The organism is Pseudomonas sp. RL_5y_Pfl2_69, from assembly GCF_963970465.1.
In the GTDB taxonomy this organism is placed as follows: Bacteria; Pseudomonadota; Gammaproteobacteria; order Pseudomonadales; family Pseudomonadaceae; genus Aquipseudomonas.
Map to the genome: position 1 here is coordinate 164,695 of NZ_CAXAOU010000004.1, position 22,901 is coordinate 187,595.

A 22,901-nucleotide genomic window follows, 5' to 3' on the forward strand; every position below is an offset into this window, starting at 1 on the left:
GCCTCTCCTCTGTTGTTCGCACCCGCTCGATACAGCGTAGCCAAGACCTGGCTCTGGGAGCGGGTATTTCCCGGTGCGCTAACGGACTACCACCCGCCGATTTGGAACTTTCGTAGTAGTGAGGCTCATTCAAACGAGTCTCTGGAAGTTCCCACTATGGACAATCTATACATACGCAATGGGCTGGGGCCGCACGCGGCTTTTATCAAACGCCAGCTGCCGGGCTGGATCAAACACAGCCATGTGGCCGATATCAAGCGTCTTGAACCGGGTTTGTGGAAGGGCCTGGTGTCTGCGGTCGAGCCACCGCCGTGGTTCACGAATGCACCGTCCTGGTTGCGCCAGGCGCTGATGGTCAGTCAGGCCCGCAGCCAACGGGCCTATGTCGAATTGGCCAAAACCCTCAAGGACCTGCAAGGCATCACCCAGTTTGCCGAGCCCAGGCTCAAGGAGGCGCTGCACAGTCACAGTGCCTCCAGCCAGGGCATGGATATCAACAGGAACCGGCTGTTTTATCTGCGACGCAATCAGCCGGTGCAACATCAAAGCCTGTTGCAAGCCGCGTTGATGAACTTTGAAGGCAATGAGGCGTTTTCCCTGGTGGTCAAAGGGCAGGTCAGTGCACTGGCCCCGGCAGGGGCTTTGCCCCTGGGCATGACGAATGCGGCGCAACCCCCGGACATCTATGCCACGGTCGCCGACGGGTTACTGCACGGTACCGGGCCTGTGGTCAGCCTGTTCGAGGAGACGCTGGACAATCTCAAGCCCGTGCCTGGCTTCAGCTACCGGGAAAAACTGGACATGTCCCCCCAGGTGTTCTCGCAGATCTGCCGGGCCCTGGATCTGGGGCAGCAGTATCAGGCGCATCTGGGCGCGGTGTTTGAGGCCCCTGGTCGGGCACCTTTGGTGCGGCGCCAGATGATCCACGCACAAAAAGAGCTGCTGGCTGTGCGCTTGCATACCGCTTTGATGCAAAAGCAGGTGTCAGCAACGGCCTATGACATGTTGCGCGGCGTGCTCGAAGACGACCCGCAGCCCAGGCTAAATGGCAAGCCGGTGGTCTTCAGTCAATTGCAGTTGTATGGATTGACCGTGGCCGAGGTGTTGCTGATCGGTCCCTGGCGCTCAACTCTACCGGTGACCGAGTGGCAGGACAGCGGCTTTGGGTTCCAGGTGCCGGTGATGAAAAAACCCGATATGGAACCCCTGGTGGTCTATATCCCCGGTGATCCGGTGGCGCCACTCAAGCAATACCCGTCCCTGGAAGCCTTCCAGTATGAGCTGGGCCTGAACCTGCGCACACCGCAGTATCAGCGGTTGTTTGCCAACCTGATGCCCCAGGGCGAGGCCCAGGCATTTCTCTCGCGGCTCAACCACCAGCTGTACAAGCGCGCGCCTGACCCCAAGGGGATTGAGCCTGCGGTCTATGTGGATGAAGTCGACCTCAAGCTTGGCCAGGTCTACCTGGATACGCCCCCCGGCCAGTTGTTCAACGGGCTGTACAGCCTGTACCTGGAACGGTTGAAAGCCAATGCGCGCAAGCTCGCGGTGCCAACCGCCGATGCCGACAGCAAGCTGCTGCAAGAGCGTCTGGATTACTGGCTGGGCCTGGGGATGGATGCAGTGAATGTGGCCGCGTTTTTTATCCCCGGCGCAGGCGAGGTGATGATGGCGGTCATGGCGTTGCAAATGGGCGCGCAGGTCTATCACGGCGTCGAAGCCTGGACGGCTGGCGATGTTGACGGTGCCTGGGCGAGCCTGCAGGCGGTGGCCATCAACGTGGCGCTGGCCGCGACCATGAGCGGCGGCGGTTATGCGTTCGGCAAGGTGGCAGACGGTAGTCTGGCGAAGTGGGTCGACCATCTCACGCAAATCGTCCTGCCCGGCGGTGAGGCCAGGCTGTGGAATCCGGACCTTGTGCCTTATCGATGTGATCCGTTGTTTCAGCCACACGTCAGGCCCAATGCGTTGGGCCAGTATCGGGTCGATGGCAAGACCTATGTGCAGATCGACCAGTGCTTCTATGAGCAGGTGTTCGACCCGGCGCTCAATGCCTGGCGGGTCAAGCACCCGACGGACGCTGCGGCCTATCAACCCCTGCTCGAACACAATCAGGCGGGTGCCTGGCGGCACAGTTACGAGCAGCCTCTGCAATGGTCGCGCGGGACATTGTTGCGTCGACTGGGACATTGCACGGACAGATTCGATGACCCGACCCTGGCCCGGATCGGCGATGTGTGCGCGATTACTGATGATGAACTGCGCAAGATCCACGTCGATGGCCTGCCTGTCCCGGCCATGTTGATGGACACCCTGGAGCAGTTTGCCGGCGGGGCCGAAATGGGCGGCCTGGGCAAACAGCCCAACCCGGATGTCGACTGGCTGCGCCGTCGCTATCCCATGCTTTCCGAGCGGGTGGCCCGGGAGCTGCTGGAACAGACCGGGTATCGCGAGTTGGCCCATATGGGCGAGCCCCGTCAGGTGCCACCGGCAATGGACGATCTGGCGCGCACCCTGGCTCAGCAGAGCCGTCTTAACCGGGCCTTGGCGGGCCTGTACTTACCGGCTCAGGCGACACGGGACACGGCCCGGCTGGCCCTGTATTGCCGGGAGCATTTGTCGGCCATACCCCTGGCGACTCAGGGCGCCGAGCTGCAACGAGCACTGAGGGACTATGGGACCGCGCACCGCGATGAAATGGCCCGCTGTCTGAATCTCCACGTCCCGAGGTCCAGGCCCCGACTGCAAAGAATCAACAGCCGGATCGGCTACCCCCTGTCGGGCAGGGCTCAAGCGGGGGAGGTGTCAGCGTCGCTGATTGCCCGCATGCGCGAGGTTTATCCGAACATGACCGATGAGGAGGTGATCAGCTATGTCAGTAACCGCCTGCGAGAAGGTCAGTCAGATCAGCAGGTATATCACTTTCTCATGACCCGGCAGCGCGAGCTGGACGGGTTGCGCCAGACACTGCAGCAATGGAAGGTTGCTGCCAGAGAGCCGCTCCATCAGGCCATGCGCCAGCACGTCAGCGACCGCCTGGTCGCGTGTTGGCGCGAGGGGCTGTACCGCAACGGTGAGCCTTCGTCTTACCTCAATCTGGAATTCGACCTGGACTGGATCACTGGCCTGCCGGCACTGCAAGCCGATTTCTCCCATGTCAGGACGCTGAAGCTGGATGCCGACTTGCTGATGAGTGAGCCCGGCATGGGCTTTGTGCGGCGTTTTCCCGGCGTGCAGCGCCTTGAGGTGAATGTTGAGCATGCAGAATTGTTGGCAGTGCCCCAAGGCTTGGCGCAACTGTCCTGGATCACGGATCTTTCCCTTGAGGCCCGATGGCAGGGTTTCTCCCGGGCCTTTATCGAACAACTGCGCGCTGTCACCCAGATCGAGCGCCTGTCCCTGGTGGGGGCGCTGGATACCCTGGACGTCAGTGGCTGGCCCGGGTTGAGGGCATTGCGGGTACACGGGAACCTCGGACACTGGCCCGGCGGCCTGCTCGACCTTGAGCATCTCGAAACCCTTGATCTGTCAGGCACCACCCTCAAGACCTTGCCTGAGCCTTTATTTTCCGGGCATTTGCGGCTCTGGCGGGGTATGCACCTGAACTGGTCGGGCATTGACCCGGCGACGGTGATGAGGGCCTACGAGTACGTGCGTGACAACCCGGCGCATCCGATGGATGCGCAGCAGTGGATAGCGGATTACTGCCGGGGATGTATCAAGCGTTTTGTACCCCAGGATGTGCATTTTCGCGACACGGTGCTGACTCAATACGCAGGCCGGTACCAGGCGTTGCCTGACCTGCTGGTGCGAGTGAATGCGCTGCATGCAGAGCAGGAGGCACTCACTGGGGCGATAGACCGGTGGATAGACAAGCAGCCACCCACTGCCGACATGTTTTTTCGCAGGCAAGTGGCCGACAGGCTTCAGCAGTGCTGGAGCCAGGGTGTTGCTGCCCGTCTGGAGGTACAAGAAGCCAGCCCGGGCCCCTCGTGGCGGCAGGCTTCAAGAAGCGGTTCTCTGGATCTGTCGGGAGGCGGGGTGCATGACTTGCCAGCACTGCCCGCGAACGGTTTTGGTCATGTGCATAGTCTGGACATGAGTAACCTGAGAGTTCCCCACGATGAGCTGGACCGCTTTCTGGGCGTGTTCACCCACGTCAAGACCTTGACCCTGAGCCGCAGCAATCTGACCTCATTGCCCGCGGCCCTCGGTGAACTGAGGCAGATCACTGACCTCAACCTGGCGTTTAACGAATTGACGCTCAGCCCCACGATGCAGGGCCTTCTGAATCGTTTGACCGAGTTGCAGAAACTGAACTTGCAGGGCAATCGCGTCATAGCCCTGGACGTCAGCACCCTGACCCGGCTCGAGTCACTTGACCTCAGTGACTCGGGGATCAGGTTGTGGCCCACGGGGGCGTTGCAGTTACCGCTGTTGCGCCAAATGAACCTGAACCGCAGCGCCATCAGCGAAGTCCCTCGAGCGGCATTGCAGGGGCATGACCAATTGATGCTCGGCACACACCTGCGCGGATGCCGGTTAACCCCTGCCAGCTGTGCCGATTTGCTGGCCTATGCACGCCGTACCGGGCGCGAGAGCGCCGGGGATATCAGCCCCTTTTTGCTGGCATCAGGCAAAACCGGTGGCACGCCCGAGTTTTTTCCCGAGGACGTATCCGACAACCCGGATCTGTTGCTCGTGGCCGCTCCGGCGCTCGACCCTGATCAGCCGCTGACCGATCCTGGTGCCTTGCTGCTCAGGATCCATCCTGACATGGGGCTCGCGGACGCCATCGCGTGCATCGAGCAATGGCGGACCCAAGGGCTGGGTGCGCTGGACATCGAGGCTCGGCTGGCACAGTGGAATCATCAGTACGATGGGCTGATCCAGCGTCTCAATACCTGGATTGATGTCCCTGGTCGTCGAGAGGGAGGGCGCTGGGTGAGTGCGATCGACCGCAGGCGGGCGGCTGACAGGGTGCTGCATGCGTGGCGTCATGTGCGGGGTGCTTCTGCCACGGATGACCTGGGCAATATCCATAGCCTGGATTTCTCGGATCTGTGCCTGGGGGATATCGCACCGTTGAATGCCTCGCTGGATCATGTCACCACCCTTGACCTCAGTGGCGTAAGGCTTGGTGCACACGGCAGTTCCGGATTTATCAGTGAGTTCCCGGCCTTGAATACCTTGCGGCTTAACAACAACAGGCTGACCCGCTTGCCCGAAGCACTGGGCTCACTGGACAACCTGACCCGCCTTGAGGCTTCCTACAACCTGCTTGAAAGCGGAGAGCACCTGCAGCGCCAATTGCAATCGCTGGCCCATTTGCAGTGGCTGGACCTGAGTTATAACGGCCTCGACAGTTTTGACCTTACCGGCCTGACCCAACTGCAAACCCTCAATTTGCGCGGCAATAACCTGGAGCGCTGGCCTGTGTGTGCGCTCACCAGCCCAGCCCTTGGCGCCCTGGACCTGAGCAATAACCACATTGACTACATCCCCTCGGAGCTGTTCGAAGGCAATAACGACGGGCTGATGGCCCACACCAACCTGTCCGATAACCTGCTGTCCAGCGTCAGTTACAGCACGCTGAGGGACTACATGGAGTTTTCGGGCAACAGCCTTGGTTTTACCCGTGAGGACATTGAGCTGGCGCTGGAGGACACGGACACAGCGGCCAGCTCCTCCGATGTGTCGGATGAGGATCTGGTGCACCCGGGCTCGGAGCCAGAGAATCTGCAAAAGGAACGCTGGTTTGACACTGTGCCCGAGCTTTCGCCAAAGCATGCCATCTGGGATGGCCTGCGTGCCCGGGAGGGCAGCGAAGGGTTGTTTCATTTGCTCGCGCAGTTGAAGTACACCCGCGACTTTATTCAGGACAAGGCTGATCTGACGCGACGGGTCTGGGATGTTTTACAGGCGGCCGATTCCGATCCGGCCCTGTGCCGCGACGTGTTTGTCATCGCCCATTCACCCATGACCTGCGGGGATGGACGCATTCTGCTGTTCAGCGATCTGGAAGTGAAAGTCCATGAGTTCAATGCGCTGCATGCCGTGCTGCCCGGCGAAGAAGGCACGGTGCTGCTGCGCCTGGCCACCAGCCTGTTCCGCTTGGGGCAAGTGGAAGAAATAGCCGCTGCGGCCATCAGCCTGCATCCTGATATTGATCCTGCGGAAATTCGCCTGGCCTATCGCATCAGCCTGGCCGGTCGCCTGGACCTGCCCAGCCAGCCCAGGGACATGCTGTACAGGAACGCGGCGCAGGTGACTGCAGACGATATCGAAACGGCGTTCACCAAGGTGCTTGCCGCCCAGGACAGTCCGGCCTATATGGACCAACTGATCGCCCAGGATTACTGGGTCAACTACCTGAAGCGCACCTACGAAGCGGACTTCTCGGCGCTGGAGCAGCGCTTTGAACTGGAGGCCGAAGCCCTGCAGGATCTTCACCCGGAATTGGGCGAAGCCTACAGTCGCGAAATCGAAGCCATGGGGCAGAAGAAGGCGAGCGAGCGACGGGCGTTACTGATGCGCCTGTCGCAGCGTGAACGCGGCGAGAGTGTGCCGATGTGACAGACAGCCCCGGCGGGAGCTGTCTGTCGCCGGGTGACTCAGTTGTCATAGCCCAGGTTGGGTGCCAGCCAGCGTTCGGTCACACTCAGGTCCTGGCCCTTGCGCGCCGTATAGCTGTCGATCTGGTCCTTGTCGACCTTGCCCACTGCAAAGTATTGCGCTTGCGGGTGAGCGAAGTACCAGCCACTGACCGCTGCCGCCGGGAACATGGCGTAGTGTTCGGTGAGGAACACCCCGCTTTTGCCTGCGCGCATTTCTTCGGCTTCGGGGTCGAGCAGCTGGAACAAGGTGCCTTTTTCGGTGTGATCCGGGCACGCCGGGTAGCCGGGGGCAGGGCGGATACCGCTGTATTGCTCCTTGATCAGCTCTTCATTGCCCAGTTTTTCATCCTTGGCGTAGCCCCAGTAGTTTGTCCGCACCTGCTGGTGCAGCCACTCGGCGCAGGCTTCGGCCAGACGGTCGGCCAGGGCCTTGACCATGATCGAGTTGTAATCGTCGCCCGCGTCCTGGTAAGCCTTGGCCACCTCTTCGGCGCCGATCCCGGCGGTGGTGATAAAGCCGCCCACGTAGTCGGTCACGCCGCTGTCTTTGGGTGCGACGAAGTCGGCCAGGGAGAAGTTCGGCTTGCCGTCGGTCTTGATGATCTGCTGGCGCAGGTGATGGAGTTTGGCCAATGGCTGGCCATCGTCGCCGTACAGCTCCAGGTCGTCATCGTTGACCTGGTTGGCCGGCCAGAAACCGAACACCGCACGGGCGCTGATCAGCTTTTCGTCGATCAGCTTGGCAAGCATTTCCTGGGCGTCGGCGTACAGTGCCGTTGCCGCTTCGCCGACCACTTCGTCGGTCAGAATGCGCGGGAACTTGCCTGCCAGGTCCCAGGAGATGAAGAACGGCGTCCAGTCGATGTACTCGGCCAAGACCTTGAGATCGATGTTGTCCAGCACCTTGGCACCGGTAAAGGTCGGTTTGACCGGCTGGTAGCCAGCCCAGTCGAACTGCGGTTTCTTGGCGATGGCGGCGGGGTAGCTCAAGCGCTCGGTGCGGGCGCTGCGGTTGGCGGTGCGCTCGCGCACTTCAACGTACTCTTCGCGGGTCTTCTGGACAAAGGCCGGTTTCAGCTCTTTGGACAGCAACTGCGTGGCCACGCCCACGGCGCGGGAGGCGTCAGTGACATAGATCACCGCATCGTTCTGATACTTGGGTTCGATCTTGACCGCGGTGTGTGCCTTGGACGTCGTGGCGCCGCCGATCATCAGGGGCAGATGGAAGTTCTGGCGCTGCATTTCACGGGCAACATGCACCATCTCGTCCAGTGACGGCGTGATCAGTCCGGAAAGACCGATGATGTCGCACTTCTGCTCCTTGGCCACCTGAAGGATTTTCTCCGCGGGCACCATCACGCCAAGGTCAACGATGTCGTAGCCGTTGCAACCCAGCACCACGCCGACGATGTTCTTGCCGATATCGTGTACGTCACCTTTCACAGTCGCCATCAGGATCTTGCCCTTGGCTTCCGGCTTGTCGCCTTTTTCCAGCTCGATAAACGGGATCAAATGCGCCACGGCCTGTTTCATCACGCGGGCAGATTTAACCACCTGGGGCAGGAACATCTTGCCCGCGCCAAACAGGTCGCCGACGATGTTCATGCCCGACATCAACGGCCCTTCGATCACTTCGATCGGGCGCTTGAAGGACTGGCGCGACTCTTCAGTGTCTTCAACGATATGGGTCGTGATGCCCTTGACCAGAGCGTGCTCCAGACGCTTGTTCACGTCCCAGCTGCGCCACTCTTCAGTTTCGGCTTCCTTGACGCTGCCATCGCCCTTGTACTTGTCGGCAATGGCCAGCAGGTTGTCGGTGGCATCGGGGGTGCGGTTGAGCACCACGTCTTCTACCGCGTCGCGCAGTTCGGTCGGGATCTGGTCGTAGATCTCCAGTTGGCCGGCGTTGACGATACCCATGGTCAGGCCATTGCGGATCGCGTACAGCAAAAATACCGAGTGGATCGCTTCACGTACCGGGTTGTTGCCACGGAACGAGAACGACACGTTGGACACGCCGCCCGACGTCAGTGCATAGGGCAGCTCGTCGCGGATATAGGCGCACGCGTTGATGAAGTCCACAGCGTAGTTGTTGTGTTCTTCAATGCCGGTAGCCACGGCGAAGATGTTCGGGTCGAAGATGATGTCTTCCGGCGGGAAGCCCACCTCATTGACCAGAATGTCGTAGGAGCGTTTGCAGATTTCCTTTTTACGGGCTTCGGTGTCGGCCTGGCCCGCTTCGTCGAAGGCCATCACCACCACGGCGGCGCCATAGCGCTTGCACAGTTTGGCGTGATGTTTGAACTGCTCGACGCCTTCTTTCATGCTGATCGAGTTGACGATGCCCTTGCCCTGGATGCACTTGAGGCCCGCCTCAATCACTTCCCACTTGGAAGAATCGATCATGATCGGTACGCGAGAGATATCCGGCTCGCCAGCGATCAGGTTGAGGAAGGTCACCATGGCCTTCTTCGAATCCAGCATGCCCTCGTCCATGTTGATGTCGATGATCTGCGCACCGGCCTCAACCTGTTGCAGCGCCACTTCCAGGGCTTCGGTGTAGTTGTCTTCGCGGATCAGGCGGGCGAAGCGGGCGGAACCTGTGATGTTGGTACGTTCACCGACGTTGACGAACAACGAGCTGCGGTCGATGGTGAACGGCTCCAGCCCGGAGAGGCGGCAGGCCTTGGGAATGTCCGGAATCTGGCGCGGGGCGTAACCGGCCACGGCATTGGCGATGGCCTGGATATGGCCCGGCGTGGTGCCGCAGCAACCGCCGACAATGTTCAGGAAGCCGCTTTGAGCGAACTCTTCAATGACCTTGGCTGTTTCGCTCGGCAGTTCGTCGTACTCGCCGAACTCGTTGGGCAGGCCCGCGTTCGGGTGAGCCGAGACGTAGGTGCTGGCCTTGTTCGACAGCTCTTCGAGATAAGGACGCAACTCGCTGGCGCCCAGGGCGCAGTTCAAACCGACCGAGATCGGTTTGGCATGGCTCACGGAGTTCCAGAACGCTTCGGTGGTCTGGCCTGACAGGGTACGGCCAGAGGCGTCGGTGATGGTGCCGGAAATCATGATCGGCAACTCGACTCCCAGCTCTTCGAACACGCCCTGTACGGCGAAAATCGCGGCTTTGGCATTGAGCGTGTCGAAAATGGTCTCGATCAGGATCAGGTCGCAGCCGCCTTCGATCAGGCCTCTGGTGGCCTCGGTGTAGTTCTCCACCAGTTCATCGAAGGTGACGTTGCGATAACCCGGGTTGTTGACATCCGGCGACAGCGAGCAGGTACGGCTGGTAGGGCCGAGCACGCCTGCAACAAAGCGTGGTTTGTCCGGGGTCTCCAGGGTCTTGGCGTCGGCCACCTTGCGCGCAAGGCGTGCGCCTTCTACGTTTAGTTCGTAGGCCAGCGCCTGCATGCCGTAGTCGGCCTGTGAAACCTGGGTGGCGTTGAACGTGTTGGTTTCGAGAATGTCGGCACCAGCGTCCAGATACGCCTTTTCAATGGCTCCGATCACATCGGGGCGGCTGAGGATCAAAAGGTCGTTGTTGCCTTTGACGTCGCTCGGCCAGTCGGCGAAGCGTGTGCCACGATAGTCGTGTTCCTCTAGGCGGTAGCTTTGGATCATAGTGCCCATGCCGCCATCGAGAATCAGAATGCGCTCTTTGAGGGCTTGCTGAAGTGCTTGGAGACGAGCGCTGCGGTCAGACATAGGACTACCTGTTAGAGCCATGCAAAAGATGGGAAATCATAACAAACCTGCGTGGGATTTGAGCGCCTGCTGATTTACATGAATTTCATTCATGTTGTGGCAGGGCGGCGACAGGTAGAATCGCGACATATTTTTGATATCAGGACACTGGCACATGTTTTTTCGCCTACTCGCCAGCGCCGTGACGCTGGTGGCGTGCAGTACAGCGTTGGCACAGGCCCCGTTGGTTAGTCCGGTCATTTCCTACACCAGGGATATTCAGCCGATCCTCACCGAAAAGTGCGTTGCCTGCCACGCGTGCAACGACGCAGCCTGCCAGTTGAACCTGGGCAGCGCGGAGGGTGCGACCCGCGGTGCCAGCAAGGTGCCGGTCTATAAAGGAGATCGTGTCGATGCCGTTGCCCCGACGCGGATTTTCTTCGATGCCGATGGCCCGCAGGAGTGGAGGCTTAAAGGGTTCTACCCGGTAGTCGATGCCCAGGGCGCGCAGGCGTCCTTGATGGCGCGCATGCTGGAGCTGGGCCACAGCACCCCGTTGACCCCAAATGCCAAATTGCCCGAGGAAATCGTCCTGGGCATCAACCGCGAAAACGTCTGTCCGGCGCCGGGGGAGTTCGACGCTTACGCCCAACGCCATCCAAAAGAAGGCATGCCGCTGGCCGTGACCGGATTGACCAACCAGCAATACCACACCGTACAAACCTGGCTGGCCCAGGGCGCGAAGGTTGACCAGCACGCAATCAAGCCGACTGCGGTCGAAGCGGCACAGATCAGCGAATGGGAAGAATTGCTCAACCGCCCGGGTTCAACCGAAGCCCTGGTGGCGCGCTGGTTGTACGAGCATTTGTTTCTGGCCCATACCTACTTCGACAACGGCGTGCCGGGGCACTTCTTCCAGTGGGTGCGTTCGCGCACCCCAAGCGGTCAGCCGGTTGACCTGATTGCTACCCGCCGCCCGAACGACGACCCCGGCACCACGTTTTACTATCGGTTGATACCCGTTCAGGGTGTGATCGTGCACAAAACCCATATCACCTATCCGATGGGCGAGCACAAGCTGGCGCGGGTCAAAGAGCTGTTCTACAGCGGTGACTGGCATGCTACCAGCTTGCCGGGCTACGGGCCTCGAGGTCGGGCCAACCCGTTCGAAGTCTTTGAAGCGATTCCGGCGGTGGCGCGTTACCAGTTCATGCTCGACAACGCCGAGTATTTCGTACGCACCTTTATTCGTGGGCCGGTGTGCCGTGGGCAGATTGCGACTGACGTGATTCGCGACAACTTCTGGACCGTGTTCCAGGAGCCTGCCCATGACCGCTATGTCACCGACGCCGCCTATCGTGGCGAAGCGACGCCGTTGCTGGCAATGCCCGGCCAGATCGACGACGTTGGCAGTGTTATTTCGTTGTGGCACCGCTATCGCAACAAGCGCAATGACTATGAGAAGTTGCGCCAGCAAGCCTATGCCGACATGCCGCCACCGAGCTGGTCGACCCTGTGGGCAGGCAACGACAACGCCTTGTTGACCGTTTTCCGTCACTTCGACAGCGCCAGTGTCAGCAAGGGCCTGGTCGGCGAAATCCCGCAAACACTGTGGCTGTTCGACTACCCGTTGCTGGAGCGCACCTACTACCAGTTGGCGGTCAACTTCGATGTGTTCGGCAACGTTTCCCATCAGGCCCAGACACGCTTGTACTTTGACTTGATCCGCAACGGCGCCGAGGTCAACTTCCTGCGCTTGATGCCGGCCGACGCCCGTTCGGGCATCTTGAGCAGCTGGTATCAGAACAGCGGCAAGCTGAAGATGTGGATGGACTACCAGAAGATCGACACCGGCACGCCGAGCGGCATGAAGCTCGATCCGGCCGACCCCAAGCGTGACTTTGCGCTCAAGCTGATTGAACGCGCCGGCACCCTGAATGCACGGCCAGACCCGATCAACCGTTGCGTCGGTGCTTACTGTTCACGCCCCGGCATCCCGCAAGAGTTCAAATACGCCGAGCAGGCACTGAGCCGTCTGACCTCGCGCCCTGCGGCGGGGCTGTCGGTCATCAGTCAATTGCCAGAAGCCAGCATGCTGCGGATCGAGGGAAGTGACGGCAAGCGCGAGATGTACAGCATGCTGCGCAATCGCGCGCACACCAACGTGGCCTTCATGCTGGGCGAGGAATACCGGCTGGAGCCTGGGCTGGACACCCTGGCCATCTACCCCGGGGTGCTCAGCAGCTACCCGAACTTCATGTTCAATATCCCGACGGGGCAGGTTGAGGCCTTTGTTGAAGCGATGGAGCAATGCAAGGATCAAGAGACCTTTGACACCATTGTCGAGCGCTGGGGGATTCGCCGTAGCCATCCGCAGTTCTGGGAGTACTTTCACGATATTGGCCAGTACATCAGCGAAACCGACCCGGTAGAGGCCGGTGTGCTGGATATGAACCGCTACGAAAACCTGTAATCAGCCACTAGAATTTGATACATGGGGTGTGGCTTTCCTGACAAAAACACTAGGACTTTGTCAGGCGCGCCGATTGGCGTAAACTGCGTCCCATGTCTGCGAGGAGATTCCATGAGCGCCATAACGATTACCGACGCTGCCCACGATTACCTGGCTGATCTGCTGTCAAAGCAGAACACCCCGGGTATCGGCATCCGCGTCTTTATCACCCAACCCGGTACCCAGTACGCCGAAACCTGCATTGCTTACTGCAAGCCGGCTGAAGTCAAATCTGAAGATACCGCCATCGGCCTTAAAAGCTTCACGGCCTGGATCGATTCGTTCAGCGAACCCTTCCTTGACGATGCCGTGGTGGACTACGCCACCGATCGCATGGGTGGTCAACTGACCATCAAGGCGCCAAACGCCAAAGTGCCGATGGTCAATGCCGACAGCCCGATCAACGAGCGCATCAACTACTACCTGCAAACCGAGATCAATCCCGGTTTGGCCAGCCACGGCGGTCAGGTCAGCCTGATTGAAGTGGTTGAAGACGGTATCGCGGTGCTCAAGTTCGGTGGCGGTTGCCAGGGCTGCGGCCAGGCGGACGTGACGTTGCGTGAAGGCATCGAGCGCACCCTGCTTGAGCGTGTGCCGGAGCTCAAGGGCGTACGTGACGTGACCGACCACTCGCAGAAAGAAAACGCCTACTACTAACAGGGCGTTCGCTGCGAAGCTGAAGAAAAAACGGTGCCCCGTGAGCACCGTTTTTTTATGGCTGCGCGATTCGGATTGTGCGGGCGCAGCAGAACCTAATGGGATCTACCTGACAGACCACGCCGTCCGTATCGCGAGCAAGCCCGCTCCCACAGGGGCGAGAGCGTTCAAGGCCGATACAGATGCGCATGCCCCGCACGGTACAGCGACGAGTCCCCAAAACTGTCACTGGCCAGCACCCGGCCCACCAGGATCAGCGCCGTACGCCTGAATCCCTTGGCCTGGACCTTGATCGCGATGTCTGCAAGCGTCCCTTGCACCCAGTCCTGGTCAGGCCAGCTGGCGCGATGAATCACGGCAATCGGGCAATCACTGCCGTAGTGCGGGATCAGTTCGGCAACGATGTTTTCAAGGTTCTTGACCCCCAGATGAATGGCCATGGTCGCCTTGTGCTGCGCCAGGCTGGCCAGTTCTTCTCCGGCTGGCATAACGGTTTTTTCGGCGTAACGGGTCAGAATCACGGTTTGCGAAATATCGGGCAACGTCAGTTCGGCCCCCAGGATGGCCGCACAGGCCGCGGTGGCAGTCACTCCCGGAATGATCTCAAAGGCAATGCCCAGCTCACGCAAGCAGCGGATCTGTTCGCCAATGGCCCCGTACAAGCTGGGGTCGCCGGAATGTACGCGGGCCACGTCCTGGCCTTTGGCGTCGGCGGCCTTGATCAGGGTGATGATCTGCTCAAGGTGCAGTTGCGCACTGTTGATCACCTGCTCAGCCTGATGGCCTTGCAGCACGGCCTCGGGGACCAGCGAACCCGCGTAAATGATCACCGGGCAACTGCGAATCAGGCGCTGGCCCTTGACGGTAATCAGCTCAGGATCGCCGGGTCCGGCGCCGATGAAATAAACAGTCATGGCAGTCTCTTGAAGGGGTTGAGATAGAGCTGTTCTTGAACAACGCTCATAGTGAGGCGGGGGATTATCGCGGGTTTTGCTCGAAACAGGCCAACGCAAAGGTGGCGCCGGGTGATTTTTGTCGCGTAATCAGCAAGGTAGCGGGTGCGCCGGCGAACCGCTCGGCCAGGGCCAGCGCAGCACTTTCGGCAATCCCGAAACACCCGGTTTTCTCGAACACAAGGTTCGACCGGTGACTCAGTTGAGGGGCGTACGGGGCAAGCTGTTGCGCACTGAAGACCTCAAGCTCCAGTTCCAGTCGAGCTGCCAGTTGCAGCAGTCCGGGTTCATGGCGCTTGAGATCGAGACTGGCCAGGGCCCGGACCGCATTCAGCGGGATCCCGGCCCGGGCCAGAGAGCGTTCGATCAGACTCAACAGCTCTGCAGCGGTGCAACCCTGGCGACAGCCCAGGCCAATCACCAGGATTGGCACTGTGCCGGTTGCCGTCATGCCGAGTACTGACCTTCAGACTTGCGGCGGAACAGCCAGGCGCTGATCACGCCCAGGGCCAGCCAAAAGGCGAAGTTGGTCAGTTGCGAAGCAATCTTGAACTGCGACTCCAGCTCGGCCGGGGCCAGGCTTGAATGCACCAGTGGCTGGGGTGCGCCAAAAATATGCGGAACCACCAGAATCGCCACGCCCAGCACTTTCAGCGCCCAGTGCTTGCCAAATACCATCAGTGCGATGGCCACTGCGGTCGAAGCTGCGGTGCTGACCCACCAGATTTGACGCTGCAGCAAGTCTGCCGCTGCAGTGCCCGGCAACTCGGGTGGCAGGCCCAGGGTCGGCGCCAGGCAGAACACCGCATAACCGGCAAGGCCCCAGAGCAGGCCCTGGGAAGTGCGCGTCGGGGCACGCAAGGTGTAAAGGCCGGCCAGCATCAAGGCAAAACCCACAGCAACCACCAGATTGCCGCCCGTGGTAGACAGCACGCGCTGCCAGCCATCTTCCGGCTCCCAGGCCTCGGCGTCGTGCTCATGGGCTGGCATGGCCATGTCGGCATGCTCGTGTACTTCAGTGGCAGCAGGTTTTTCGTAGGTTTCGGCCTGCAAAATCAGCGGCGACACCCACAGGCTTTGCAGCAGGGTCAGCAGCAGGGCGGCCAGCAAGCCGGTGAAGCCTGCGGTTTGGGCGATACGCTTAATCATGGCAGGCAGTCTCAATGGCACGGGAAGGCGGAGCTGTGACGGGTGTCATGGGCCGCATTGTGAACCGCATCGATATGGGAGAACCCGGCGAAGTAAACAAGAAAAGCCCCCAGTACCGCAGCACCGACAGCCGCCACAATGCGTTGGCTTTGGGTGGCAGTGGTCGCGGCGGAATGGGTACGGCTGGTGCTGATAGACATGGCGCTTGCCTCAGGTCGGACGACGGGCAGCAAAGCGCAAGAAAACCCCGCGAACGAAGCCCGCAGGGTTTAACAGCGCCCGCCCACCGCGGGTTTGTTATTCAAAATAACCAGGCCGGTCTCCGGGCTTGCGAGGGGCTCAAGGGTTGAGCCTGCAAACATCTCCTTCCCATGCACTCGGCACAGTGGATTTGATGTTTCTCTCGCTTACCGTTGCGGGGGCAGCGCCGGACTTGCCAGGACTAACGCCTGACGCACCGGTTTCCCGTTTCACCCTGTGAAGGGCACCTGATACAAGATGTGTAGGAAACCACAGCCCAGGAGAGTCGTCAATTTAAAGGGGGGGGTGTAGTCGCTGCCGCAGGCTGCGATAAGGTCCGCAGGACCTTCAAAAAGCGGGGCCGCTACGCAGCCCTCGCAGCCTGCGGCAGCGACTACACGTCAGGCGGTCAGCAGGCTTTTGACTTTGTCGCGCAACTGATCAATGGAGAAAGGTTTGCCAATCACCGCCATGCCTTCTGCGACCTCAAGGGTTTCGGCATAGCCGCTGGCAAACAGGATGGGCATTTTCTCGCGCAATTGGCGGGCCTTGGCTGCCAGCTCCCGGCCGTCCATGCCCGGCAACCCGACGTCGGTCATCAGCAGGTCAATGGGCTGGGCCGCATTCTCCAGCAGTTCCATGGCCTGCTCGCTGCCGTCTGCTTCAAGCACGCTGAAGTCCAGTTCTTGGAGCACGTCTACGATCAGCATCCGAACAATGGCGTCGTCTTCGACCACCAGGATGGTGGAGGGTGTAGCGGACATAATCATGATCTCGATAAAAAATGTAAGCGTGGGTCTCGCTGCAGCAAGGATAGCCTTGCCCAGCATTTGAATGTGCCTCTTTGTACGAAAATGTTCATTGCTGGGTAAGAAAATAGAACTATTGCTCGGTAATCCGGCAAACTCCAGTTTTTTAAGACTGCCCACAGGCCTGAAAATGAACTCACCTGTATCAATTGATGAGCGAAGCTTTCGCAAGCTTCTGAGTCGCAACGTTGGCTTGCCCCTGGCTGTCGGCGTGCTCAGTGCCGCGTTATTCGTGATCATGGTCAGCTATTTGTTATCAGTGATCAGGTGGGTGGAGCACAGCGACCGGGTTATCAGTAATACCAACGACGCCGTGCGGCTGACGGTGGATCTTGAAAGCGGCATGCGCGGGTTCCTGATTACGGGCGATGAGCATTTTCTGGACCCCTATGCCGTCGCCAAGCCGCAAATTGCGCTCCAGTTGAAGGAGTTGCAGGAGCTGGTCAGCGACAACCCGCAGCAGGTCGACCGGCTGAAACGCCTTGAGGCGCTGCAAAATGAGTGGAATGTCTACGCCCAGTCGATGGTCGATCTGCGCCGTCAGGACGGTGATTACCGTGCGGCCATACAGGCGGGACGTGGCAAGCGCCTGGCGGACGAAATTCGCAAGGAATATCAAGACTTCATTCAGATGGAGCAGCAGCTGCGAGTGGCTCGCAGCGAAGAGGTCAGTCGTACAACGATCATCAGTATTGGCCTGTACCTGATTTTCGTACTGGGTTTGAGCGGCTTTTTGGCCTATATCGGTCGTCGCGATTTGCTTGAACTTTCAAAGAGTTACAACAATGCCTTCGAGTCGCAGATCAAGACTGCCCAGCGTCTGGAACAACAGGCCTGGCTGCGCAACGGCCAGACCGAGCTGGCTGAACAGGTGCTGGGGCGCCTGACGCTCAACATGTTGGGCCACAACATCCTGCAGTTCTGTGCCCAGTACCTGGGATCCGTGGTGGCGGCCGTCTATGTGCGTGAAGATCACGGCGATCTCAAGCGTGTGGCCAGTTATGGGTTTTCCCGCGAGCAAGAGGCGCAGGGCCAACTGATTCGCAACGGCGAAGGGATTATCGGGCAGGCAGTCAAGCAGGATAAGTTGATTCGACTGGACAACGTACCCGCCGACTATTTCTCCAAGGTCAGCTCCGGGCTGGGCGAAGGCAGCCCGCGCAGTGTGCTGGTGGTGCCCACCAGTGATGATGATCGCGTCAACGGGGTCATTGAGCTGGGCTTCCTCAGGCCCCTGAGCGAGCGGGACGTAGAGCTGTTCGAATTGATCGCCGACAACATCGGCATGTCGATTGAAGCGGCGCGCTATCGCCAGCGCCTGCAAGAGGTGCTGGCCGAAACCCAGCAGCTCAATGAGCAACTGCAGGTGCAGCAGGAGGAACTCAAGACCGCCAACGAGGAACTCGAAGAGCAGTCGCGCATTCTCAAAGAGTCCCAGACCAGCCTCGAAACCCAGCAGGCCGAGCTGGAGCAGACCAACGAAGAGTTGGCCGGCCAGCGGGATGCAATGGACCGCAAGAACACCGAACTCAACCAGGCCCAGGTGCAACTTGAAGAGCGGGCTGAAGAGCTGCAACGCTCCAGCAAGTACAAGTCCGAATTCCTGGCCAACATGTCCCACGAGCTGCGCACGCCGCTGAACAGCTCCTTGATTCTGGCCAAGTTGCTGTCCGAAAACCCGCAGCAGAACCTCAGCGCAGAACAGGTCAAGTTTGCCGAGTCGATTTACTCGGCGGGCAATGACCTGCTTAACCTGATCAACGACATCCTGGACATTTCCAAGGTGGAAGCCGGCAAGCTCGAAGTGCGCCCCGAGCACACCAGCGTGGCACGGGTGGTCGAAGGGTTGCGCAACATGTTCCAGCCGCTGGCGGGCGACAAGTCCCTGGGCTTTGAGGTCCAGTTGCAGCCCGGCACGCCGCCCATGATCTACACCGACAGCCAGCGTCTGGAGCAGATCCTCAAGAATTTGCTGTCCAACGCGGTCAAGTTCACGGAGCAAGGCCAGGTCAGCCTGACGGTATCCTGCCAGCCGGGCGAAGGGATTGCCTTTACTGTGAGCGATTCCGGGATCGGTATTTCCGAGGAGCAACAAGACTCCATCTTCGAGGCCTTCCGTCAGGCCGACGGCACCACCAACCGCCGCTATGGCGGCACAGGGCTGGGCCTGTCGATCTCCCGTGATCTGGCGACATTGCTGGGCGGTTCGATCGATGTCAGCAGCGAGCCGGGCAAGGGCAGTATCTTTACCCTGATCCTGCCGCAGCAGTATGTGGAGCACGGCGAAGAACCCGTGCAACTGCCTGTCGGCCCCGCGCCACGGGTTGCAGTGCGGGTACCTGAGCCCCGGCCGCTGCTTGCCGTTGAGTCTGCGGCGGTGATTGAGCGCTTCATGGATGACCGCGAGCAGGCGCCATTTACCACGCGCTGTATTTTGGTGATTGAAGATGAGCCCAACTTTGCGCAGATCCTCTTCGATCTTGCACATGAATTGGGCTATCGCTGCCTGGTTGCCCATGGTGCGGACGAAGGTTTCAGCCTGGCGGTGCAGTTCATTCCCGATGCAATCCTGCTGGACATCCGCTTGCCGGACCATCCGGGGCTCACGGTGTTGCAGCGCCTGAAGGCTATGGCGTCGACGCGGCATATACCGGTTCACGTGATTTCCGCCGAGGACCGGGTTGAAGCCGCGATGCACATGGGGGCGGTGGGGTACGCCTTGAAGCCGACGACCCGTGAAGAGCTGAGAAATGTGTTCGCCCGCCTGGAGGCCAAGCTGACGCAGAAGGTCAAGCGGGTGCTGCTGGTCGAGGATGATGACTTGCAGCGCGACAGCATTGCCCGCCTGATCGGCGACGATGACATCGAGATCACCGCGGTCGGCTATGCCCAGGAGGCGCTCGACCTGCTGCGCACCACTGTTTACGACTGCATGATCATCGACCTCAAGTTGCCCGACATGCTGGGCAACGACCTGCTCAAGCGCATGTCGACCGAAGATATCTGCTCGTTCCCGCCGGTGATCGTCTACACCGGGCGCAATCTGACCCGGGATGAAGAAGCCGAGCTGCGCAAGTATTCGCGCTCCATCATCATCAAGGGCGCCCGCTCACCCGAGCGGTTGCTCGATGAAGTGACATTATTTCTGCACAAAGTCGAATCTCAGTTGTCCCATGATCGGCAAACGATGCTCAAGACCGCTCGCAGCCGCGACAAGGTGTTCGAGGGGCGCAAGATTTTGCTGGTGGATGACGATGTACGAAACATCTTTGCCCTGACCAGTGCGCTGGAGCAGAAGGGCGCCATTGTGGTCATCGGTCGCAATGGACGCGAAGCCATCGAGCGCCTGGACGAAGTGGAAGATATCGACCTGGTGTTGATGGACGTGATGATGCCCGAGATGGATGGCTACGAAGCGACCGTAGAAATCCGCAAAAACCCGCGCTGGCGCAAGCTGCCGATCATTGCGGTGACGGCCAAGGCAATGAAGGACGATCAGGAGCGCTGCCTGCAGGCAGGTTCCAATGACTACCTGGCCAAACCGATTGATCTGGATCGACTGTTTTCGTTGATCCGGGTCTGGCTACCGAAAATGGAACGACTCTAAGTGCAACGAAACACTGACATCGAGTTAAGGCTGCTGATCGAAGCGATCTATCTCAAATACAGTTATGACTTTCGCGATTACTCCGGCGCCTCGATCAAGCGCCGGGTCAATCATGCATTGCGTCAGTTTGACTGCAGCACCATTTCGGCCCTTCAGGAGCGCATCCTCCATGACCCGACGGCCTTTATGCAGTTGCTGCAGTTCCTGACCATTCCAGTGAGCGAGATGTTTCGCGACCCGGAGCATTTTCTGGCCATTCGCCAGGAGGTGGTGCCGATCCTCAAGACCTACCCGTCGCTCAAGATCTGGATTGCGGGGTGCAGCACCGGCGAGGAGGTGTATTCAATGGCCATCCTGTTGCGTGAAGAAGGCCTGCTGGATCGCACCATCATCTATGCGACCGATATCAATCCGCGCTCTCTAGAAAAGGCCAAGCAGGGGATTTTCTCCCTGGACAATATCCGGACCTATACCCACAACTATCAAAAGGCCGGTGGTCAGCGTTCGTTTGCCGATTACTACACCGCCGCCTATGACTACGCGATTTTTGACAAGACGCTGCGCGAGAACGTGACCTTCGCCGATCACAGCCTGGCGACGGATAGCGTGTTCTCAGAAACCAATTTAATTTCATGCCGTAACGTATTGATTTATTTCAATAAAAATCTTCAAAACAGAGCCTTTGGTCTGTTCGAGGAATCGTTGTGTCATCGCGGATTTCTGATGCTTGGGAGCAAGGAGACGCTGGATTTCTCGGACTACAGCAAACAGTTTTCCCCCGTGCTCAAGCAAGAACGGATCTACCGCAAGCTATGAAAAACCATGACCGTTACCTGACCGATCCCAGACCTGTCGAGGCGGTGGTGATCGGTGCGTCTGCGGGCGGGGTTGAAGCGTTGCTGACTATTTTTTCCGAGCTCAAGCCTGGCTTTCGGCTGCCGATTATCGTGGTGCTGCACTTGCCCGAAGAGCGACGCAGCCAGTTGGCCGAGGTGTTTGCCCGGCGCTTGCCATTGGCGGTCAGGGAGGTTCAGGACAAACAGCCGATTGTGCCGGGCACCCTGTACTTTGCAGGCCCCGGGTATCACGTTTCGATTGAGCAGGATCACAGTTTTTCCTTGAGCCAGGAGGAGCCGGTGCATTACTCGCGACCTGCCATTGACTACCTGTTCGAATCCGCGGCCGATGTGTATCAACAGCGTCTGGCTGCCATTTTACTGACGGGCGCCAATCGGGATGGTGCCCAGGGGCTGAGCGTGGTCCAGCAGTCGGGCGGTCTGACCATTGTGCAGGATCCTGACGAGGCACAGGTTGCGACCATGCCCCGTGCGGCACTGGACCTTTTTCAACCGGACTGCATTCTTCCATTGCGCGGCATTGGCCGTCTGCTTGTCGAGCTGGAACATAGCCAATGCTACTAAACGAAATTCAAGCCAAGCTGCTGATCGTCGATGACCTGCCGGAAAACCTGCTGGCGCTCGAAGCACTGATCAAGCGCGAAGATCGCATCGTGTACAAGGCCTTGTCTGCGGATGAGGCGCTGTCGTTGCTGTTGCAGCATGAGTTTGCGATGGCCATTCTTGACGTGCAAATGCCCGGCATGAACGGTTTTGAACTGGCCGAGCTGATGCGCGGCACGGCCAAGACCAAAAACATCCCCATCGTGTTTGTCAGTGCCGCAGGGCGCGAGATGAACTATGCCTTCAAGGGCTATGAAAGCGGTGCGGTGGACTTTCTGCACAAACCGCTGGATATCCACGCGGTCAAAAGCAAGGTCAATGTCTTCGTCGAGCTTTATCGCCAGAGCAAGGCCATGAAGCAGCAGGTCGAGGCCCTGGAGCAGAGCCGTCGCGAGCAGGAGACTTTGCTTGCGCAGTTGCAACTGACCCAGGTCGAGCTTGAGCGCGCGGTGCGCATGCGTGACGACTTTATGTCGATCGTCTCCCATGAAGTGCGCACGCCGCTCAACGGGTTGATCCTGGAAACCCAGTTGCGCAAGATGCACCTGGCCCGCGACAACGCGGCGGCGTTCACCCTGGAAAAGATGCACGCCATGGTTGATCGTGATGAGCGTCAGATCCAGAGCCTGATCCGCCTGATCGAAGACATGCTCGACGTGTCGCGTATCCGCACCGGCAAGCTGTCGATCAGGCCTGCCGAGTTTGATTTGGCCCGTACAGTCGGGCAATTGCTGGAGAATTTCACGGCCCAGATCAGCGCTGCGCAATCGAGTGTCAGCTTCACTGCACAAAAACCCGTAGTGGGGCAGTGGGACGAGTTCAGAATTGAGCAAGTGATTTCCAATCTGCTGACCAATGCCTTGCGTTACGGTGCTAAAAAGCCCATTGATGTGTCTGTTTACATAGACGGCGATCAAGCTGTGGTGGATGTGCGCGATCAGGGCATCGGCATCAGCCAGGAAAACCAGCAGCGGGTCTTCCAGCAATTTGAGCGGGTTTCAGCCAGCCAGGTGGCTGCCGGGCTTGGTTTGGGGTTGTTTATCTCGGAACAGATCGTCGCGGCACACAGCGGCACCATCAGCGTGCAGAGCGAACTGGGTGAGGGCGCCTTGTTCAGGGTTTGCCTGCCGCTTGCACAAAAGACTTAAACTCGGCGCAACCTATGACCGCGCTCGGGGTCATACTGGCAGCGACGGCATGAATTAAGGTT

13 protein-coding genes and 1 riboswitch are annotated in these 22,901 nt (G+C 59.5%); of the genes, 7 read left to right on the top strand and 6 right to left on the bottom strand.

Annotated elements, in window-relative coordinates; all coding sequences use genetic code 11:
• Nucleotides 1-156: 156 nt before the first annotated feature.
• Complete coding sequence (locus tag AACY07_RS09205; protein ID WP_339474495.1) at nucleotides 157-6,576, top strand: NEL-type E3 ubiquitin ligase domain-containing protein; 6,420 nt, start codon at nucleotides 157-159, stop codon at nucleotides 6,574-6,576.
• 38 nt (nucleotides 6,577-6,614) lie between these two features.
• Here AACY07_RS09205 and metH read toward each other — a convergent pair whose 3' ends face one another.
• Nucleotides 6,615-10,325: a methionine synthase gene (gene metH, locus AACY07_RS09210; RefSeq protein ID WP_339474496.1), complete on the bottom strand. Its 3,711-nt coding sequence runs from the start codon at nucleotides 10,323-10,325 to the stop codon at nucleotides 6,615-6,617.
• 154 nt (nucleotides 10,326-10,479) lie between these two features.
• Between metH and AACY07_RS09215 the strand changes: the two genes are divergently transcribed.
• Together AACY07_RS09215 and nfuA are read left to right on the top strand one after the other, a co-directional pair.
• On the top strand, nucleotides 10,480-12,777 hold the full coding sequence (locus tag AACY07_RS09215) for a fatty acid cis/trans isomerase (protein WP_339474497.1): 2,298 nt from the start codon (nucleotides 10,480-10,482) through the stop codon (nucleotides 12,775-12,777).
• A gap of 111 nt (nucleotides 12,778-12,888) precedes the next feature.
• A complete protein-coding gene (gene nfuA, locus AACY07_RS09220; RefSeq protein ID WP_019827280.1) occupies nucleotides 12,889-13,473 on the top strand; it encodes a Fe-S biogenesis protein NfuA in 585 nt (194 codons plus the stop codon).
• Nucleotides 13,474-13,640: 167 nt separating this feature from the next.
• Here nfuA and cobM read toward each other — a convergent pair whose 3' ends face one another.
• The 5 genes from cobM to AACY07_RS09245 form a co-directional block, all read right to left on the bottom strand.
• The gene (gene cobM, locus AACY07_RS09225) at nucleotides 13,641-14,387 is read right to left on the bottom strand and encodes a precorrin-4 C(11)-methyltransferase (RefSeq protein WP_133076873.1); all 747 of its coding nucleotides are present in this window, start codon (nucleotides 14,385-14,387) and stop codon (nucleotides 13,641-13,643) included.
• Nucleotides 14,388-14,451: 64 nt separating this feature from the next.
• Nucleotides 14,452-14,877, bottom strand: coding sequence for a cobalamin biosynthesis protein (locus AACY07_RS09230; protein ID WP_339474499.1), 426 nt, complete (start codon nucleotides 14,875-14,877; stop codon nucleotides 14,452-14,454).
• Nucleotides 14,874-15,575 carry a CbtA family protein gene (locus AACY07_RS09235; protein ID WP_133076871.1) on the bottom strand — a complete coding sequence of 234 codons (702 nt, stop codon included), beginning with the start codon at nucleotides 15,573-15,575 and terminating at the stop codon, nucleotides 14,874-14,876. The genes AACY07_RS09230 and AACY07_RS09235 overlap by 4 nt, the downstream gene beginning before the upstream one ends.
• Before the next feature lie 11 nt (nucleotides 15,576-15,586).
• The gene (locus AACY07_RS09240; protein ID WP_019827274.1) at nucleotides 15,587-15,775 is read right to left on the bottom strand and encodes a CbtB domain-containing protein; all 189 of its coding nucleotides are present in this window, start codon (nucleotides 15,773-15,775) and stop codon (nucleotides 15,587-15,589) included.
• A 96-nt stretch (nucleotides 15,776-15,871) separates the two neighbouring features.
• A riboswitch (cobalamin riboswitch) is annotated at nucleotides 15,872-16,082 on the bottom strand.
• 134 nt (nucleotides 16,083-16,216) lie between these two features.
• Nucleotides 16,217-16,579, bottom strand: coding sequence for a response regulator (locus tag AACY07_RS09245; RefSeq protein ID WP_133076870.1), 363 nt, complete (start codon nucleotides 16,577-16,579; stop codon nucleotides 16,217-16,219).
• Between the two features lie 175 nt (nucleotides 16,580-16,754).
• Here AACY07_RS09245 and AACY07_RS09250 point away from each other — a divergent pair, with 175 nt between their 5' ends.
• The 4 genes from AACY07_RS09250 to AACY07_RS09265 are packed head-to-tail and all read left to right on the top strand — an operon-like array spanning nucleotide 16,755 to nucleotide 22,839.
• Nucleotides 16,755-20,231, top strand: coding sequence for a response regulator (locus AACY07_RS09250; RefSeq protein ID WP_339474500.1), 3,477 nt, complete (start codon nucleotides 16,755-16,757; stop codon nucleotides 20,229-20,231).
• Complete coding sequence (locus tag AACY07_RS09255) at nucleotides 20,232-21,047, top strand: CheR family methyltransferase (protein ID WP_133076868.1); 816 nt, start codon at nucleotides 20,232-20,234, stop codon at nucleotides 21,045-21,047.
• Nucleotides 21,044-21,652: a chemotaxis protein CheB gene (locus AACY07_RS09260; protein WP_133076867.1), complete on the top strand. Its 609-nt coding sequence runs from the start codon at nucleotides 21,044-21,046 to the stop codon at nucleotides 21,650-21,652. The genes AACY07_RS09255 and AACY07_RS09260 overlap by 4 nt, the downstream gene beginning before the upstream one ends.
• Nucleotides 21,643-22,839, top strand: coding sequence for an ATP-binding protein (locus AACY07_RS09265; RefSeq protein WP_133076866.1), 1,197 nt, complete (start codon nucleotides 21,643-21,645; stop codon nucleotides 22,837-22,839). Before AACY07_RS09260 ends, AACY07_RS09265 begins: the two co-directional genes overlap by 10 nt.
• The last annotated feature ends 62 nt before the right edge of the window (nucleotides 22,840-22,901 follow it).